Genomic DNA, 17532 nt, shown 5'->3' on the forward strand with positions numbered 1-17532 from the left:
TATTTACATCTTCTTTTAAATGCACGTTTAAAATCATCAACAATATTTAAATGTGTAATCCTTATTTCCGTTTTATTTTTTAGTTAAATTTGCAACAATGCAAACAATAATAACACAGAAGGATTGTTGTGCAATATTTAAAGATAACAAATTCTTTTAATTGCATCCTAATTAAAAAATGATATATTTTGAATACTAAAGATTCTATTTTAAATATTGCAAGAGAAACCATAGCGCTAGAGAGTGCTTCCATTGGGAATTTGGCGACATTGCTTGATGCCGATTTTGCTGATGCCGTGGAGCTCATCTACCATTCTAAAGGGAGAGTCATCATTACGGGTATTGGTAAGAGCGCCATTATTGCAACTAAAATCGTTGCCACTTTAAATTCTACGGGAACTCCAGCGGTATTTATGCATGCCGCAGATGCCATTCATGGTGATTTAGGTTTAATTTTACAAGATGACATTGTGATCTGTATTTCTAAAAGCGGGAATACGCCTGAAATTAAAGTACTTGTCCCTTTAATTAAAAGCGCAAAAAATAAAATGATTGCCATTACTGGTAGCAAAGACTCCTTTTTAGGAACCCAAGCAGATTATATATTAAATACCTATGTTGCTAAAGAGGCCTGCCCAAATAATTTGGCGCCTACAACAAGTACTACTGCGCAATTAGTTATTGGTGATGCTTTAGCGGTTTGTTTGTTAGATTTACGTGGTTTTTCGAGTAAAGATTTTGCTAAATACCATCCTGGTGGCGCTTTGGGTAAAAAATTATATTTACGAGTACAGGATATGTCTTCCGTAAATAAAAAGCCAAAAGTACACTTAGAAACTGATGTAAAACAGGTGATTATGGAAATTACTGAAAGCATGCTAGGGGTAACAGCTGTAGTAGAAAACAATAAAATTGTAGGTATTATTACCGATGGTGATTTACGACGTATGTTATCTAAAGTGGATAACTTTTCTGGATTAAAAGCGAAAGATATTATGAGTAGCAACCCTAAAAGTATCGCTGAAGAGGCCATGGCTGTTGATGCCATGGAAGTTATGGAAAAATTTGGCATCTCTCAACTATTGGTTGAAAAAGAAGGGGACTACGCCGGCGTTGTACACTTACACGATTTAATTAAAGAAGGTATTATTTAATGACGAAAAAAAATATAAATGAGATGTCTTTTTTAGATCATCTTGAAGATTTAAGATGGCATTTAATCCGTTCAACCCTCGCTATTGTTATCGTGGGCACAGTTGCTTTTATATTTAGTAGAGCACTATTTAGGCTCATTATTTTTGCCCCACTAGAGATGAGTTTTCCTACGTACCGCTTGTTGTGCAAAACCGCCCAGTTTTTTAATATTGAAAGCACCTTTTGTGGAGAAGAGTTACCTATGATTATTCAAAGTAGAACGATGGCAGGGCAATTTTCTGCAGATATCTGGACGTCTATAACAGCAGGTTTTGTTATCGCTTTTCCTTATGTAATCTATCAATTCTGGAAATTTATTAGTCCTGGTTTACATGACGATGAACGGAAACATTCTCGTGGATTCATTATCGCCTCGTCACTCCTATTCTTTATTGGCGTTCTTTTTGGTTATTATGTTGTTTGTCCGTTATCCATTAACTTTTTAGCAAACTACAACATCTCAGAAGTTGTCGACAATCAAATTGATATTGGTTCATACATTGGCTTGGTTCGCTCTACAGCCTTAGCTTCAGGTTTTATTTTTGAACTACCAATTGTGATATACTTTCTAACCAAAATAGGTCTGGTTACACCGCTATTCCTTAGAAAGTACAGGAAATACGCTTTAGTTATTGTGCTTATTCTTTCAGCCATTATTACCCCTCCAGATGTTGCAAGTCAGATTATTGTAGCTATTCCGGTGCTCATCTTATATGAAATAAGTATTTATATTTCAAAAATTGTAATTAGAAATCAAGAACGTAAAATAAAAAAAGATGTCAGAACTCGTTAAAGAATTTAATGACTACCGTTCAAAAATGAACGATAAAATATTAGCTGATAATAATAAAATCATCAAACGTATATTTAATTTAGATACTAACGCTTTCGCGGAAGGTGCTCTGGATGTAAAAACAAAGGAATTACTTGGTTTAGTAGCCTCTACCGTTTTAAGATGTGATGACTGTGTAAAATACCATTTAGAAGCGTCTTATAAAGCTGGAGTTCCAAAGGAACAAGTTGTTGAAACGCTTGGCATAGCGACTCTAATTGGTGGTACCATTGTGATCCCGCACTTAAGACGCGCTTATGAATACTGGGATGCTTTAGAGGCTCAAAGTTAAACTTTATATAAATTAATGACCTAAATCGAGAAGTACTTACAATTTTACTATTTTAGTCGCTCTATAATAAGCCAATGAAACTCAAAGCCGAACATTTAATGAAGTCCTACAGCGGACGAAAAGTTGTAAAAGACGTTTCTCTAGAAGTAAACACCGGAGAAATTGTTGGGTTACTTGGGCCAAATGGCGCGGGTAAAACCACCTCGTTTTACATGATTGTAGGCTTAATAAAACCGAATGGGGGTTCTATTCATTTAGAAGGTACTAATATTACCAAATACCCCATGTATAAGCGGGCTCAAAATGGTATTGGTTATTTGGCACAGGAAGCTTCGGTATTTAGAAAACTGAGTATTGAAGATAATATTTTGAGTGTTCTTCAATTAACGAAGCTCAGTAAAAAAGAGCAGTTAGATAAAATGGAATCGCTTATTGATGAATTCAGTTTAGGGCACATTCGTAAAAACCGTGGCGATTTATTATCTGGAGGAGAGCGACGCCGTACTGAAATTGCACGTGCTCTGGCTACCGATCCTAATTTTATTCTATTGGATGAGCCTTTTGCAGGCGTAGATCCTGTGGCCGTTGAAGACATCCAGCGTATTATTGCCCGATTGGCAAAAAAGGGGATTGGTATTTTAATCACAGACCACAACGTGCAGGAAACCTTAGCCATTACAGACCGAACCTATTTAATGTTTGAAGGAGGCATTTTAAAAGCTGGAGTTCCTGAAGCATTAGCTGAGGATGAAATGGTGCGTAAGGTGTATTTAGGGCAGAACTTTGAACTGCGTAAAAAGAAAATTGATTTTTAGTAGCCTAAGACCAATTTATTACTGTTTTCGGCATTAGACAGCTATTTGTTACTTACTAATCCCAAGTGCTTTTGCGTTAATGATTAGCACAATTCTCTTTCAGATTCAAGCAGAGTAATCCTTTTTTATAACGTTAGTAATGCGATACAAATGCATTGCATTTAAAGACCGCTTTTTCTTTTTACAAGAATCAACTCTTAATTACCAGAAAATAAGCCCCCTTTTATACCTATTCATTATTTTCTAACCTCGTCGTCTCTCTAATAAAATGAGCATCATTAAACCTAACATAATGCGCTCGTCATCATTATTATCAATAGGTTTTACTAATTCGAGTTTGAACTCCTTACCAAAAAAAGAAGGTTGCTTTTTGAGTTTTACAATCACCTCATCTCTTAGATTCGTGACATTATAAGTGGGATGAAACATATAGCCTGTAAAAAAACCTAAAACAGGTATTTCGCCAACTACAGAGTCCAGTACTTTGACCCAAGGATTATTTTCACTAACCCGATATTGTAAGTTATCGTTTTGATCTATAATTTCGTAATTCGCTTTCCAAATAGAAGACCACCCTTTTCTGGCAACTTTGCCAATACTTGTCCCTTTGCCATCTTTAAAGGCATAAGCTGCAGAAAAATCTAACCATTGATTCGCAGCAATAGTATAATCTACACGCGTTTTATTTTCATCTGAATAAATGGTTATTGCTTCTTTAAGTTTAAAGAGCTTTTGCTTGACATAAGCTACGGTTCTACCATCAACATCTTTTGCTGTGAAATCATTCGCTAAAGTGCCAATTTTAAAACTAAAGTGTATTGGGAATTTGAGGTCTTTCATATGGTGTTTTGTTGTATTTGAATACTATAATTATTATTTTTATCCTCAGGAGTGCCAACTCTTTCTGCCATTCATTTCTTTTGCTAATATTTTGAAAAGGCCATTAATTTAAGATTCGCAAATAAGCAAGAAAGCATGACATTCTAAGATGCTTCTAATTACAGAACCCTTATTGAAAGATATTAGTGAATGGCCTTATCTTTTTTGAAAAAAAGTCTTTTAAAAATCTTCACTACTAAAAATGCAGCAAAACCAACCAAGAGTCCGACGATAAAATCCTTAATAATACCCGGAAGCACGTCTAGAAAATGATGAAAAAATTCAATATTATGAACAAATATTCCTCCGGCAACTAAAACCAGAGCAATCGTACCTATTATAGACAAACTTTTAATAACTATCGGCAAAGCTCGTATTAAAAAATTTCCAATAAAATTAGAAACACTTTTTTTATTTGCATTTAGGCTTACCAGCTTAAACCCTAAATCATCCATTCTAACGATTAACGCCACTATGCCATAAACACCAATGGTAGCAATAACTGCAACAATTGAAACTACTATTATTTGAAACAAAATAGGCTGACCTAAAACGGTACCTAAGGCAATAATTACAATTTCTACGGATAAAATAAAGTCTGTAAAAACAGCCGATTTAATTTTCTTTTTTTCAGCAATGGTTTGTTCTTCTTCAGAAAGCGTATCTATAACAACAATAGTTTTTTGGCGCTTGTGGGGTACAAAAAATTCAACGATTTTTTCTACACCTTCAAAAGCCAAATAGATGCCGCCTAAAATCAAAACTACAGTAATTGCCCAAGGTGCAAAAGCACTCAATAAAAAAGCGATTGGCAAAATAATTACTTTATTAAGCGCCGAACCTTTTGTAATTGCCCACAACACGGGTAATTCTCTTGAGGAAACAAAACCTATTGCTTTTTCGGCATTTACTGCCAGATCATCTCCTAAAATACCAGCTGTTTTTTTAGTACTAATCTTACTCATGACAATAACGTCATCCATTAAGGCTGCTATATCATCTAGCAATGCAAAAAAACCTGAAGCCATTTATATCTTTGTTTTAGTTATAGAAACGGGAACCATTTCTTTTTTTATTTAGAGATTAAGGATAAAATAATGTAGGTGAGAATAATTAATGGAATTGCTGCAAAATGAAGGACAATCAAAAGCACTACACTCAGGATGATAAAAACATAACGCATCGCATTATTTTTAAAGCTATAGTCTTTGAACTTTAGCGCAAACAATTTGATATTAGAATTTAGTAAATAACAACTTAAAAAAGTTAAAGCGATTAAAAACCATTGGTTCAAAATAATCTGATTGATAGTATCGTTATTCTGAAATTCCAAAATTAATGGCAATGACATAATAAGCAAGGTGTTTGCAGGTGTTGGTAAGCCTTTAAAATACGTTTGCTGGTCTTCGTCCAAATTAAATTTTGCCAATCTATAAGCAGAAGCCAACGTCACAAACAAACCAATAATAGGCAACCAAGTCATTTTAAAGCCAGACCAATGCATTGTTTCACTCCATTCTACAGCACCCGTAAGTACTGGTGAATCACTAGCTAAAGCCAATAATTTATATAGAATTATTCCAGGAACCAAGCCACTAGTTACCATATCTGCCAAAGAATCTAATTGCAATCCCAATTCACTTTGAACATTGAATTTACGTGCCAAAAGGCCATCAAAAAAATCAAAGAATATGCCTAAAAAAACAAATAAAGAAGCCGTTACAAAATGGTTGTTTACCGCAAAAATAACAGCGATACTGCCACACAACAAATTAAGAAGCGTGATACTATTTGGAATGTATTTTTTTATCTGCATGCATTAATTTTTTGTAAAAATAGCAAAGTATTTTCGTCTAATACTAATATTAAACAATATTGTATATGAATTGAAGTTTAATATATAGAAAAATTATATCATCTTTGTAAAAAAATTGCATTTGAGACTCCTTTTCACACTCGCTTTAGTCGCTGTGTCACTCACGCTTTCTGCACAAACGAAATATTCTAACGAGTTTATGAATATAGGTGTTGATGCTGCCGCGTTAGGGATGAGTAATGCCGTAACTGCTAGCTCAAATGATGTTAATGCTGGTTATTGGAATCCTGCTGGACTCGTGAATGTTGAAGACAAACAACTCGCTTTAATGCATTCCAGTTACTTTGCTAATATTGCAAATTACGATTATGCCGCCTTTGCCATGCCTTTAGATGACAGAAGTGCTATTGGCTTATCTTTAATTCGTTTTGCTGTTGATGATATTTTAGACACCACACAACTTATTGATGATCAAGGTAATGTTAATTATGACCGTATTCGTTTATTTTCGACAGCAGATTATGGTTTAACGTTTTCATATGCTAGAAAATTACCCCTTCAAGGTTTAAATTATGGGGTAAATGCTAAAGTAATCCGACGTATTATTGGCGATTTTGCTAATTCCTGGGGATTTGGCTTAGATGCTGCAATACAGTTTGAAACAGGCAATAATTGGAAATTTGGCTTGATGGCTCGTGACATTACCACGACTTTCAATTCCTGGAGTTATAATGAAGACGCTTTTGCAAGAATTCAAGGGGCTATTGAAGGTCAAAATCAGGAATTACCAGAAGCTTCAGAAATTACGATTCCTAAACTACAATTAGGTGTTTCTAAAAGCTATAACTTTAATTATGACTATGCTTTACGAGCAGAAATAGATTTAAATGTCCGTTTTGAACAAAATAACGATTTAATATCAACTTCTTCTGCCAGTATCAATCCTGCTTTGGGCTTTGAGTTTGGTTATATCGACATGATATACCTTAGGGCTGGCTTAGGCAATTTTCAACATGAACTACAAATTGATAATTCTGAAAATTTAAGTTTTCAGCCTAGTTTTGGTGTTGGTTTTAAATACAACGGCATTCAAATAGACTATGCTTTTACAGACATTGGAGACCAAAGTATAGCACTCTACTCTAATGTATTTTCAGTGAAACTTGATTTTAGTGCGTTTAGATAAACGCTTTTTATGCTTATGAAACCATTTTTACTCCTACTCGCGTTCTTATTATTATTTTCTATTTCTGCCACTGCTCAAAATCCAAATTTATCTGAGGATGCTGAAATAAGTGTGCTTACTATGGGTCCAGGACAACTATTAAATGATTCCTTTGGTCACAGTGCCTTTAGAGTACGTACGGGCACGCTCGATATCGTCTACAATTACGGGATGTTTGATTTTAATGCCCCAAATTTTTATTTGAATTTCGCCAAAGGCAAGTTAGATTATTACTTAGGTTACACTTCCTATGAGCGTTTTAAGGCCATTTATATTTCTCAAAACCGAAGCATTAAAGAGCAAGTTTTAAACTTAACTAAAGCTCAAAAACGCGCTTTATTTAGCTTTCTAATTAATAACGCTAAAGAAGAAAATAAAATTTACGCGTATGATTTTTTCTATGATAATTGTGCTACGAAAATGCGCGATGTCGCCGAAGCCGTTTTAAATTCAAATATAGCTTACAAAACACCTAAAACCTATAAAGCAGAAAGCTTTAGACAGCTTATTAATACTAATATTTATTGGAATTCCTGGGGCCATTTTGGTATTAATGTGGCTTTAGGCTCTGTTATCGATCAAAAGGCAGAACCAAGAAACTATATGTTTTTACCAGACTATATCTTTCAGTTTTTTGATAAAGCAAGCTTTAAAGATTCAGGAGAACCCTTAGTTAAGGAAACGAATACTATTTATGAATCTAAGCCTGAAATCACAAAAAGCAATTTCTTTTTAAGCCCTTTATTTATTATCGGTTTAATAGGATTATGTATCCTTTGGGTGACCTATTTAGATTATAAAAAACAAACGCGTTCAAAGTGGCTGGATGTTTCTATTTTTGCCCTTACTGGAAGCATAGGTACTTTATTGTTTTTACTGTGGTTTGCAACAGATCATACAGCGACTGCTAATAACTATAATGTACTTTGGGCATTTCCTTTAAATTTAATTATTAGTTACCAAGCCACTAAAACGGCTCCCAAACTTTGGTATATTGGGTTCTTAAAGCTATTAATTATCTTATTGTGCCTAATGACTTTACACTGGATTATTGGTGTGCAAGGCTTTTCGTTTGCATTGATTCCTTTTTTGATTGCCTTATTATTTAGGTATCTGTATTTACTTTGGTTTTACAAGACGTCTTTTAGTCTACAGTAAAGTCGCAAAGTAATATTGGAGACAGAACATGGAAGAGCCAAAACTGAATACTGAACACAGAAGATGTAAAATTGAACATTGAGGACTGTAAACTAAGTTACTGCCCTCTAAAGAAAATGACCGTACTCAGTGTTTTTATTATAATATTAAAATCGAGTATAAAACTACGGTGTTTAATATAATATAAATCATACTGTAATTTCACCAAGCTATCATCCACGCTAGATCCATAGCGCGCTTTTACTTGCGCCCAACCAGTTAATCCAGGTTTTACGATATGTCTGGTGTGATAAAATGGGATAATCCGCGATAATTCGTTCACAAACATTGGGCGTTCTGGTCTAGGCCCAATGATACTCATTTCACCTTTTAAAATGTTAATAAGCTGTGGTAATTCATCAAGTCTAGAGGTTCTTAAAAAGCGTCCAAACAGAGTAACACGACTGTCATTCTTTGTTGCCCAAACGGCACCTTGTGCTTCGGCAGTCGTAACCATACTTCTATATTTATATATTGTAAATGGTTTTCCGTTTTTTCCAACCCGTTCCTGGGTATATAAAAGAGGGCCCCTATTTGCTAAAAGGTTTCCTATTAGGATTAAGGGCAATACCAGAATACCTAACACCATACCGATAAGCGACAAAAAAATATCAAAAATTCTTCTGTAAGCGAGATATAGCTTGTTTTTATTATTTTTACTAAACGGGAAAAACTTGTAAAAATCTTTACCAATAAACTGAACAGGCACCCGATAGGCCATCTCTTCATAAACTTGTGTGTATTCACGAATAGTAAAACCACGCTCTAATAAAGTTATCAAATCTACATAAACCGAAGACGCTATCGCTTCAGAATTATATATGGCAACAACAATTTCATTAATATTCTCGGTATGGATGATACTGTGAATATCATCTTGTTCAAACTTTTTAATTGCCTTAAATTTAACAGAGGCCTTCCGTTCCTCTTCACAATTTATAAAACCAATAATTTGATAATTAGGATCGGCCTGTTTTAAGGACGCAATAATCGCCTCAATATTTTCCGTTTCGCCCACTAACAAGACTCTTTTAAAAAACCTTGGAGAAGCTATAACGTTAATATAGGCGGTACGCCAAACCAATAAAACTAATAATATTGCAAGATAAAAATAGAGAATTTGAATACGATTATCTGGTAAAGACGGCGTATAATAAGGCGTTAATAAATACACTAAAACGGTGACAGATGTCGTAAGAATTATAGCTCCTGTTACGGTTTCTAACTTGCTTGACTTTTGTAAATCGTATAGTTCAAAAATGGTTCCAAAAACCATAATATAGAGGGCTAAAACAATGAGCCACCGCCAATTGTTTTCATCAATTCTAAAATAATAAAAGCCAGAAATACGACTTAATCCATAGAGCGCCAAACCAATAAACAGCAAGTCAAAAAGACGTAAAAGAATTTTACGCTCTGAGATTTCAAAATGAATTTTAGAGCTAGACATACTTTGTTTGGTTGTTACTCACACCGCAAAGATAGTAAGTTATCTATGGATGGCAAGAAATTAACTTAATGTGTTAATCCATAACTTTTTAACAATAGCCCAATCAAAACCTTGGACTTTAAGTCTGGCGTTTTTAACGAATAACATAGTTTCTTCAGGATTATTTATAAGTTGCATTATTGCATTAACAAAGGCCTCTGCATTATTTGGCTCAACTAAAATTCCTGTTTTATAATCGTCAATTAAAAAGGGCAATCCACCAACATTAGTTGAAATAACGGGTAATCCTAGAGCCATAGCTTCAATAATACTTACCGGCATATTATCAAAATTAGTCGTATTAATAAAAACAGTCTCGTTTTTAGCTAAGGCCACCCATTCTTTTTTTGATAATTTCCCGGTGAATGTAACGTCTAAATTTAAGCGGTTTGCATAGTCTTTTGTTTCTTCTAAACTACCATCATTATCAGGCCCTACCATACATAAAGTAGCCGCTACCCCTTTTAATTTTAAACCATGAAACACCTCTACCGCTAATTTAGGATTATAGATTCTTGAAAACGAACGCACCCAAAGTAACTTTATCCCGTCAAACTTCCGTTCCTGAAATTCATATTTTTTTATGTTAATTGCATTCGGTATGATTTTAATATTAGTAAAACCGTACGCTTCAAAATGCGCCTTTATATAGCCTGAAGGTGCAATATTAATCCACGCATTTTTAAAGATGGCCGCGCTTAATGTCGGATTGTTTTTTAAACGATTTGGTAGATTCCCACCATGAAGTATTGGAATGTACTTTAAGTTTAGCAAAAGACATAACTGGCTGCATAAATAGGCATAATAAAAATTTTGTGTACTGTACGTATCTATTAAAACATAATCTGTTTTTTTAGCATATTTTAAAATAGAAAATAACATCTCTAATAGTCGTAATCCTTTATTGGTTTGCTTAGAAACAGATTTTACCCGAAACCCTTCTGCTTGCAATGCTGCACTTAGGGTTTCAATGGTCGTGACCGTTTTTCCTTTTTGCGAGAGCTTGTTTCCTATGTATAGGAGGTTTTTCATTTAACAAATTATAATTTATAAAGTGAAAGATCACCTTCGGTGTGTACTGGAGTCAATTCAGACCCATAGGCTTTGTTTCTGGTCACAATATAGTTTACACCTAAAGTTTTAAGCACCTTTATTTTTTCTATTATTGTCTGCGCATTGCCTAATTTTTTCTGATTTTCTCTGGCTTCTATAAACTGCGTAGGATTACCTTCAATAAGCATTGAAGCCCCCTTAGAATCTAATATCACAGAGCGCCTTGAAGCACCTCTATAATGATGGCTTCCATACAAAAGGGCCTCTTGAGGCGTATTTTCTTCTATATATTCAGCCATAGCATCTGCCGCTAGTTTTTTAGAAGGAAGATGGCTTCCAAAGCTTAAATTATTAGGAAGAACCAATCTAGAAATATCATCTCCAACAAATGGAACTGCATCAAAAACGGGCCGTTTACAAACCAATAACACTAAAAAACAGGTAGACACTAACACTGGTAAAAACCAGTTACTTTTTAGTTTCTCATGCAAATACTGAAGCAAATAGGCCATAGCAAAAAACGATGGGATAATGGCTATTTTTTGACTTCTAATCAGTTGAAAAGAAAGCCTCAAATTCAAGTTCAAAATACGATTAACGAAACCTTCTACATAAACGCTAATAGACGGTAAGACGATTAAAATCACAGTGAGTAAAATGATGATTTTTGCGCGGTTATTCGATTCTTTATGGCTTCGGGATACCAGGTAATAAAGGATTACAGGTAGTATATAAAACAATGTTTTAAAATGTACCCATTGCTTTAAAAAAGTTATAGGCTCAGAAAACAACATTGGAATTCGTGCATTAAACGCTTGTGAAAAAGCATTCATATCGTAGGTAATATTGCTGGATGTCTTACCAAAATAGGTTAATATAAAGGGCAACATCCCTATTAACAAGGCTAGTAAAACACCAAGACTATTTTTAACCGTTACTTTACTTTTCTGTTTATAGACTATAACATATAAGACAATAAAAGAAAGATAGAGCAAGATCCCGCCTAATCCCGTTATGGGATGAAAATTAAAGACCAACCCTATTAAAAAAGCAGATAGAACGACTCTTAGAAATGAGGGTTTCAAAATTAAAAATGGAATAGGAAAAAAAGTAATGTATAAGGTTCTCGGCATCATGGTCCACAGATCTGCAATCCCCCATATTTCGAAGCCTGGCAGCCAGACAATACCTCTTACTAAAACAGAAATTAGTAAGGCGATCCAGAAATTGGATACAAATTTGTAAATAAGAAAAAACCATAAAACACCAAATAAAAGATGACAGATGCCATTCATAATATTTACAGACTGCACATAATCCTGATTTGTGAATTTCCCAAAAAACCGTAAGGATTGCACATAAAAAGGCGTGTAATACCGCACATTATCGATTGTATTTAGGTAAAGGTCTTTTTTAAATAGTTCAGGATTATCGAACTTTTGCGCTACTGGTATAATGTTTTGAATATCAGAAGACAAACTACTGTAATTCGCATTCAAATTACCTATAAAGAAGCCTAAAGCAATCGTTACATTTATTGCAATGACTAGAATAAGCTGTCTGGTTTCATTCTTTAGCATTTACGTTGCTTTTGGCGCTTTAGTAATATCGTAATGTATTGCTTGCAATAACAACTGAAAGCCAATAATAATGGTTAAAGTCACTAGCATGATGGTTCCTGTTGGCGCAAAAATGTCTTGACTGGAATAGAACCACCAGTTATATACGCCATAAATCAATCCGAATAAAAATAAAGGCGATCCAATTAAAATATAGATTGACGACATATTAAAATCGTAAACAAAATAGGATTTATAAATACGACTTACGAAGGTTTTTATCAATTGAGGCAAAAAAACAAACGGCATTTTCCAAACGACCATATTGGATTTTTCACCATTATAAACAGCTGGCATAGGTATATCTTTAATAACGGCTTCTTGAAAATACAATTGCGCAATTAGGGAGGTTTCAAAGTAATAACGATTGGCTATGGCTTCAAAATCTAAGCCTTTTAAGGTCTCTGTCTTAATGGCAAAAAAACCATTGGTTGGATCAAAATTATTCCAATAACCGGTAGCGGCTTTAGTTAAAAAAGACAAGCCCAAATTACCCACTTTTCTAAAAAAGGGCATTTTTCTCAAGGCTTTAAAATCTCTAAAGCGATTGCCTTTTGCGTAACTCGCTCTATTTTCAATTAAAGGTTTTACTAAATCTTTAATGTAAGTGGTATCCATCTGGTCATCGGCATCTACTTTAACAACAATAGCCATGCCATCGGCAATCGCTTTTGTAAATCCTGTTTTTGTAGCACCACCTACACCTAAATTCTTTTCGTTCTTAAGGTATTCTACATTTTTAAATGCATTTAGTGCTGTCTCAGGAAAAGGCTCTGGACTACAATCGTCTATAACATAGACTTTGGTGACCAAATCGGGTAATTTATTTAATACATCAACAATGTGTTTTGATGCATTATAATAAGGAATGACCACTGCTATGTTATTTTGGTTTTGCATTGTTAAAATAATATCTAGGCGCGATTAATAATACTGTTATGAGTATAAAGTAACCTAAAATAGTAAATACAGACCTATAAAGGTATAAATGTTCCCCGAAATATAAGGTAACAATCATGGCAAACACTAAGCCACTTAATACATTTTTGAGTCCACTTACTTTTCCAAATTTAACATATAAAAAAGACGTAAGCCATTTGATATAAATAAATAAACCAACGAGTCCAACTTCATTAATTAAACTGAGGTAAATATTGTGAGCAGAAGATGTAACTAGTAGTCTATTATTAACACCAATACCTATTGGGATGACATACGGATTTTTAGCAATATAGTTCAAATACATTACTACAAGTCTATCTCTTCCGGCCCCCAAGTCTTCATACAATTGACCAACATCTACATTTGCATCTTCCCCAGGAATGAATGTTGGTGCCGAGACTTTATTAATCACACGATTCTCTATCGTTGTAGTAATGGTTTCTATAAGTTCTAAGTTCAAAAAAAACGCGATGATTACTGCTAAAGACAAGACTACAGACAAGGCTAAAAACTTACGTGTTCTCATGATAAAAATATAACAGGAAAATACTATTAATGCGAGATAAGTGGTTCTAGAACCAGAAATCCCTATAACGGATAAGCTAGTCACCATGCATGTGATAATGAGTATTTTATTTACTTTTAATTGTTTCTGCATAAACAAACCAATGGCATAAACTAAAGAGATAAACATGGTCATGCCTAAAACAATCTTATTAGGGCCCAGGGTACCCGACAAAAAGCCACCATAAGCTTCTTTATAAACTGCGTTCCATAGAAAAGGCACAAACCCATAATGCTGTAAAAACACGAGTACAGCTTCCAATATGGCCAATATTAAAACGATGGAGGCGACTAAGTTATATTTTGATCGGTCTCGTAAATACATGGCTACTAATGCGCCGGTATAGAAGAAAACAACCATGTGGTAATAATATAAAACTGATTTAATAAACCATAGCGGCCTGCCTTTAAAAAGACTAAATAATAAGGTAAAAATCAAAGTAAAAGCACACCATAAAATAAAGGTATGCATGTGTTTTAGGTAAGCTTTAGAGCGGATATAAAATGAAATTAAGGGCCAATTATTATACAGTATAAAAAGAACTAAAAGTCCTGCAACATCAAACAATCGTAATTCATTATCGCCCTGTACACTATAATTTATAACGGGTAGATTATAAAAATAAGAAACAATCATAAGTAGTACTGCCACCCTTACATACAGAGGTTTGAACACTTGTTTTATACGCTTGTTTATGTATTCGGTTTTGGTCATTTATACAATTTGCTGATACTGAGCTATGAGGGTGTTCATTATTACACGTTCTGAAAAATGAGCCTTTACATGCCCTTTCAAATGTAATCCCTTTTTTTTTGCTGATTCCAAGTCGCAAATATACTTGATTATTGCCTGGCTTAATCGCGACGCATTTTCAGCAGGAATTAATTGACCTAAATGCGGACTTTCAATCACCCGTTTACAATCTCCAACATCACTTACTACCACAGGCAAACCGGCTAATCCATATTCTAATAACGCGATAGGCAGCCCTTCCGATTTTGAAGCTAATACAGCAATTGTAGATTGTTTCAAAATATTTGAAATGTCTGGCAAGCTTCCATAAATAAACGCTTGTTTTTCTAATTTTAAGCCTTTTATTCTATTATGAATGGCTTTAGAATACGCATCCTCAAAATCTTTCCCTACACAGTGTAAGCTCCATTCTGGATAAAGTGAATTTACTTTTTTAAAAGCCTCCAATAGCGTGAAATGATCCTTTTGTGGTCTTAAGTTTGCTAAATGGATGATTCGTTTTCCATCGCCCCCCTTTAAACTGGTAACCGCTTGGTTTGCATTTTCGATCGCAAAATTTGACAAATACATCACTTCTTTACACTTTAAATTTGTCTTCGCCCAAGCTTCTAAAGCGGTATTCACACTAAAAATTTGAGAAAAGTATCCAGAACAGATTTTTAATATTTTGAATGGGCGTTTTTCTAAAAACGCACTACCGCCATAATGATCATGCCATACTATTTTTAGTCGTTTATTAACTAATTTAAGCAACACTGCTAGAAAAAAAGAGGTAGAATGGGCATGAATAATTTCAATTTTATTTGATTTGATATAGTTGCTCAAGGTGCTAATCGCTTTAAGGTCGATTGCTTTTTTCTTGCTTAAAAATAAATAACCAACGTCTTTAGCAATACTTTCTTTTAACAACCCCTCTTCACGAGTCGCACACAAATAAGACGCAGTAATCTGCGAGGCCAAAGCATTAGCAATATTAACGGCCACGCGTTCTGCTCCTCCAGTATGTAATGAATCTATTAATTGTAAAACTCTCAAGGTACTATTTGTTTTTGGTTGTTGGTTGTTGGTTGTTGGTTGTTGGTTGTTTATATCTAATTTATGCCGTTTCACTTTTCACCCTTCACTTTTCACTTTTCACTTTTCACTATTCACTATTCACTATTCACTATTCACTTTTCACTATTCACTTTTCACTATTCAAAAGCTTAACAACTTCATGTTCAAACACATCTAATGTATACGCCTGTGACCACTCTAAAGCAGCCTCAGACATCAATTCTAAATCTCCTACATTCTCTATCGCTTTGCTAATTTGAGCTACTGCCGCTTCTAATTTTGGTTCGATTAATAAACCTCTTTTTCCATAATCCAACATATAGGGCACACATGAGATTTTTGTAACAATGGGTATGGCACCAAAAAACATGGCTTCTGCAATGGCTTTGGGCCAGCCTTCAGATTTTGAAGGTAATATAGAGAAATGTGCTTCCTTTAGGGCTTGCTTGACCACTGCTTTGGTTTGATTCCCATTAACTATCACAAAAGCACCCAGATTGTTTTCATGGATGTACTGTTCTAATGCTGGTCTTAAGGGGCCATCGCCAAATAACTCTAAGGACACGGATTTTCCTTGTTTATGCAGTTCTTCAACGATTTGAATCGCTAATAGTGGTCGTTTTCCTTTGACCAAACTCCCTACGAAAACAAACTTTAAAACAATAATGTAGTCTCGTATCGTACGCGTTTCAATTTCATCCTTTCCATAGGTCGCGGTAAAAAAAGGTTTAATATTCTTCGTTTTATTCGGCCAATCGCCATAGACCAAAACCTGCATGTTTTTAGTGAGTGTTGTGTTACTCAATAACCACTTTTGAATACGGTAACTTAAGGGTTGCTGAGCGCCCGGATCCCAGTTTCCCGCATATTTTGCAGTTTTGGGTTTCTTAGGGAAAAACAGCTGTACCACACAGCCTAACAAGCCTATGTTTCCTGGACATCGTAAATGAATATGATCGGCCCACAACATGGCTTTATACAGTTTAAAAAGTACCATCGGAATTTTTAACAAGCTCAACAAGAATTGGTTAACAGTGCTAAACTGCAAACTAGAAATAGCCACCAATTCTGGTTGCTTTTTAAAAGGTAGCGTTAATAACTCTTGAGCATACTGGTTAGGAGAGACCACTTTAAACTCCTTAACATATTTTGTCCAAACATCCATTTCTATAACGTAAGGTGCATAGGCACAAAGTTGTCCGTTTTGTGTTAATGTAGGGGCATTAGTTATGACCAGAAACTTCATTATATGTAGCCTTTTGAAGAATTCGTATTAATAACTTTAGCAGGAACACCAAGCAGTGTCACACCGCCTTCAAACGAATCGACTACTAAAGAGTTTGCTCCAATAAGACAATCATCGCCAATGCTTATTTTTCCTGCTATAACCGCATTCGCGCCAATATATACATTATTTCCTATACTGGGAACCCCTCGTTTATCATCCCGACCACTAACGCCAATGGTAACCCCTTGTGAGATATTACAATGATTACCAACACTACTTTTTGCATTTAGGATAATGCCTCCAAAATGCCCGATATAAAAGGAATGCCCTATTGTTACCGAATAAGGTATAGAAATACCGGTTAAAATTTCAATTAGTTTTTGCCAAATCAAGCATAAAACTAGAACTATATGTTTTACAACTGGAATTCTTAATTTATAACACCAATGAGCGATTCTGTATTGAAATACCGCCCAAAAGCCTTGCGTAAAAAAGAAAATGGAAAAAAAATGACCCCCATAAGTCTTGTATCTTTTATAATCTGATGCGATAAGTGAAAACAAATTCATTACTAAAC

The 17532-nt window shown here is 34.6% G+C and carries 17 protein-coding genes; 6 read left to right on the plus strand and 11 right to left on the minus strand.

Annotated elements, in window-relative coordinates; translation table 11 throughout:
- Positions 1–188 precede the first annotated feature (188 nt).
- The 4 genes from GQ46_RS05165 (at position 189) to lptB (ending at position 3133) form a co-directional block, all read left to right on the plus strand.
- Entirely contained in the window at positions 189–1154 is a 966-nt protein-coding gene (locus GQ46_RS05165; RefSeq protein WP_044398960.1) for an SIS domain-containing protein, read from the plus strand.
- Complete coding sequence (gene tatC / locus GQ46_RS05170) at positions 1154–1987, plus strand: twin-arginine translocase subunit TatC (RefSeq protein WP_044398962.1); 834 nt, start codon at positions 1154–1156, stop codon at positions 1985–1987. Before GQ46_RS05165 ends, tatC begins: the two co-directional genes overlap by 1 nt.
- A complete protein-coding gene (locus GQ46_RS05175; RefSeq protein WP_044398964.1) occupies positions 1971–2318 on the plus strand; it encodes a carboxymuconolactone decarboxylase family protein in 348 nt (115 codons plus the stop codon). The genes tatC and GQ46_RS05175 overlap by 17 nt, the downstream gene beginning before the upstream one ends.
- A gap of 74 nt (positions 2319–2392) precedes the next feature.
- Complete coding sequence (gene lptB, locus GQ46_RS05180; protein ID WP_044398966.1) at positions 2393–3133, plus strand: LPS export ABC transporter ATP-binding protein; 741 nt, start codon at positions 2393–2395, stop codon at positions 3131–3133.
- A gap of 243 nt (positions 3134–3376) precedes the next feature.
- Here lptB and GQ46_RS05185 read toward each other — a convergent pair whose 3' ends face one another.
- The 3 genes from GQ46_RS05185 to GQ46_RS05195 form a co-directional block, all read right to left on the minus strand.
- Positions 3377–3973, minus strand: coding sequence for a hypothetical protein (locus GQ46_RS05185; RefSeq protein ID WP_044398968.1), 597 nt, complete (start codon positions 3971–3973; stop codon positions 3377–3379).
- 182 nt (positions 3974–4155) lie between these two features.
- Positions 4156–5040, minus strand: a complete 885-nt coding sequence (locus tag GQ46_RS05190; protein WP_044398970.1) for a DUF808 domain-containing protein — start codon at positions 5038–5040, stop codon at positions 4156–4158.
- 44 nt (positions 5041–5084) lie between these two features.
- A complete protein-coding gene (locus GQ46_RS05195; RefSeq protein WP_082041709.1) occupies positions 5085–5828 on the minus strand; it encodes a phosphatidylcholine/phosphatidylserine synthase in 744 nt (247 codons plus the stop codon).
- Positions 5829–6027: 199 nt separating this feature from the next.
- Between GQ46_RS05195 and GQ46_RS05200 the strand changes: the two genes are divergently transcribed.
- Both GQ46_RS05200 and GQ46_RS05205 read left to right on the plus strand, forming a co-directional pair.
- Positions 6028–7014, plus strand: coding sequence for a PorV/PorQ family protein (locus tag GQ46_RS05200; RefSeq protein ID WP_156133291.1), 987 nt, complete (start codon positions 6028–6030; stop codon positions 7012–7014).
- Between the two features lie 15 nt (positions 7015–7029).
- A complete protein-coding gene (locus GQ46_RS05205) occupies positions 7030–8211 on the plus strand; it encodes a DUF4105 domain-containing protein (protein WP_044398974.1) in 1182 nt (393 codons plus the stop codon).
- 97 nt (positions 8212–8308) lie between these two features.
- Here GQ46_RS05205 and GQ46_RS05210 read toward each other — a convergent pair whose 3' ends face one another.
- The 8 genes from GQ46_RS05210 to GQ46_RS05245 form a co-directional block, all read right to left on the minus strand.
- A complete protein-coding gene (locus GQ46_RS05210; RefSeq protein ID WP_044398975.1) occupies positions 8309–9700 on the minus strand; it encodes a sugar transferase in 1392 nt (463 codons plus the stop codon).
- A gap of 60 nt (positions 9701–9760) precedes the next feature.
- Positions 9761–10771, minus strand: a complete 1011-nt coding sequence (locus GQ46_RS05215; protein WP_044398977.1) for a glycosyltransferase family 4 protein — start codon at positions 10769–10771, stop codon at positions 9761–9763.
- Between the two features lie 8 nt (positions 10772–10779).
- Positions 10780–12372 carry a hypothetical protein gene (locus tag GQ46_RS05220; RefSeq protein WP_044398979.1) on the minus strand — a complete coding sequence of 531 codons (1593 nt, stop codon included), beginning with the start codon at positions 12370–12372 and terminating at the stop codon, positions 10780–10782.
- Complete coding sequence (locus GQ46_RS05225) at positions 12373–13311, minus strand: glycosyltransferase family 2 protein (protein ID WP_044398981.1); 939 nt, start codon at positions 13309–13311, stop codon at positions 12373–12375.
- Positions 13295–14569 carry an O-antigen ligase family protein gene (locus GQ46_RS05230; RefSeq protein ID WP_197077336.1) on the minus strand — a complete coding sequence of 425 codons (1275 nt, stop codon included), beginning with the start codon at positions 14567–14569 and terminating at the stop codon, positions 13295–13297. The genes GQ46_RS05225 and GQ46_RS05230 overlap by 17 nt, the downstream gene beginning before the upstream one ends.
- 63 nt (positions 14570–14632) lie before the next feature.
- Entirely contained in the window at positions 14633–15781 is a 1149-nt protein-coding gene (locus GQ46_RS05235; RefSeq protein WP_231567325.1) for a glycosyltransferase family 4 protein, read from the minus strand.
- A gap of 73 nt (positions 15782–15854) precedes the next feature.
- Positions 15855–16973 carry a glycosyltransferase family 4 protein gene (locus GQ46_RS05240; protein ID WP_044398986.1) on the minus strand — a complete coding sequence of 373 codons (1119 nt, stop codon included), beginning with the start codon at positions 16971–16973 and terminating at the stop codon, positions 15855–15857.
- Positions 16973–17524 carry a serine O-acetyltransferase gene (locus GQ46_RS05245; protein WP_044398988.1) on the minus strand — a complete coding sequence of 184 codons (552 nt, stop codon included), beginning with the start codon at positions 17522–17524 and terminating at the stop codon, positions 16973–16975. Before GQ46_RS05245 ends, GQ46_RS05240 begins: the two co-directional genes overlap by 1 nt.
- Between the last annotated feature and the right edge of the window lie 8 nt (positions 17525–17532).

This window comes from Lacinutrix sp. Hel_I_90 (genome assembly GCF_000934685.1).
Classification (GTDB): Bacteria; Bacteroidota; Bacteroidia; order Flavobacteriales; family Flavobacteriaceae; genus Lacinutrix.

Coding starts and splice junctions, on each gene's coding strand:
- GQ46_RS05190 (WP_044398970.1), bottom strand. CDS start 5,040: ATGGCTTCAGGTTTTTTTGCATTGCTAGATGATATAGCAGCCTTAATG.
- lptB (WP_044398966.1), top strand. CDS start 2,393: ATGAAACTCAAAGCCGAACATTTAATGAAGTCCTACAGCGGACGAAAA.
- GQ46_RS05215 (WP_044398977.1), bottom strand. CDS start 10,771: ATGAAAAACCTCCTATACATAGGAAACAAGCTCTCGCAAAAAGGAAAA.
- GQ46_RS05205 (WP_044398974.1), top strand. CDS start 7,030: ATGAAACCATTTTTACTCCTACTCGCGTTCTTATTATTATTTTCTATT.
- GQ46_RS05210 (WP_044398975.1), bottom strand. CDS start 9,700: ATGTCTAGCTCTAAAATTCATTTTGAAATCTCAGAGCGTAAAATTCTT.
- GQ46_RS05175 (WP_044398964.1), top strand. CDS start 1,971: ATGTCAGAACTCGTTAAAGAATTTAATGACTACCGTTCAAAAATGAAC.
- GQ46_RS05240 (WP_044398986.1), bottom strand. CDS start 16,973: ATGAAGTTTCTGGTCATAACTAATGCCCCTACATTAACACAAAACGGA.
- GQ46_RS05225 (WP_044398981.1), bottom strand. CDS start 13,311: ATGCAAAACCAAAATAACATAGCAGTGGTCATTCCTTATTATAATGCA.
- GQ46_RS05200 (WP_156133291.1), top strand. CDS start 6,028: ATGAATATAGGTGTTGATGCTGCCGCGTTAGGGATGAGTAATGCCGTA.
- GQ46_RS05245 (WP_044398988.1), bottom strand. CDS start 17,524: ATGAATTTGTTTTCACTTATCGCATCAGATTATAAAAGATACAAGACT.
- GQ46_RS05185 (WP_044398968.1), bottom strand. CDS start 3,973: ATGAAAGACCTCAAATTCCCAATACACTTTAGTTTTAAAATTGGCACT.
- GQ46_RS05220 (WP_044398979.1), bottom strand. CDS start 12,372: ATGCTAAAGAATGAAACCAGACAGCTTATTCTAGTCATTGCAATAAAT.
- GQ46_RS05195 (WP_082041709.1), bottom strand. CDS start 5,828: ATGCAGATAAAAAAATACATTCCAAATAGTATCACGCTTCTTAATTTG.
- tatC (WP_044398962.1), top strand. CDS start 1,154: ATGACGAAAAAAAATATAAATGAGATGTCTTTTTTAGATCATCTTGAA.